The sequence below is a fragment of the Morganella sp. HMSC11D09 genome (assembly GCF_001807955.1).
Taxonomy (GTDB): Bacteria; Pseudomonadota; Gammaproteobacteria; order Enterobacterales; family Enterobacteriaceae; genus Morganella; species Morganella morganii.
Window position 1 is genome coordinate 1 of record NZ_KV791718.1, and the last position, 611, is coordinate 611.

A 611-nucleotide genomic window follows, 5' to 3' on the forward strand; every position below is an offset into this window, starting at 1 on the left:
TTACCTACTCTTGACATCCAGAGAACTTTCCAGAGATGCTTTGGTGCCTTCGGGAACTCTGAGACAGGTGCTGCATGGCTGTCGTCAGCTCGTGTTGTGAAATGTTGGGTTAAGTCCCGCAACGAGCGCAACCCTTATCCTTTGTTGCCAGCGCGTGATGGCGGGAACTCAAAGGAGACTGCCGGTGATAAACCGGAGGAAGGTGGGGATGACGTCAAGTCATCATGGCCCTTACGAGTAGGGCTACACACGTGCTACAATGGCGTATACAAAGGGAAGCGACCCCGCGAGGGCAAGCGGAACTCATAAAGTACGTCGTAGTCCGGATTGGAGTCTGCAACTCGACTCCATGAAGTCGGAATCGCTAGTAATCGTAGATCAGAATGCTACGGTGAATACGTTCCCGGGCCTTGTACACACCGCCCGTCACACCATGGGAGTGGGTTGCAAAAGAAGTAGGTAGCTTAACCTCCGGGAGGGCGCTTACCACTTTGTGATTCATGACTGGGGTGAAGTCGTAACAAGGTAACCGTAGGGGAACCTGCGGTTGGATCACCTCCTTACCTGGTTGATACTGAATGTGAGTGTTCACACAGATTGTCTGATAGAAA

1 rRNA gene is annotated in these 611 nt (G+C 52.0%); it reads left to right on the top strand.

The window, feature by feature from the left end:
• Positions 1-563, top strand: a 16S ribosomal RNA gene (locus HMPREF3119_RS18340); the annotation flags it as partial.
• Between the last annotated feature and the right edge of the window lie 48 nt (positions 564-611).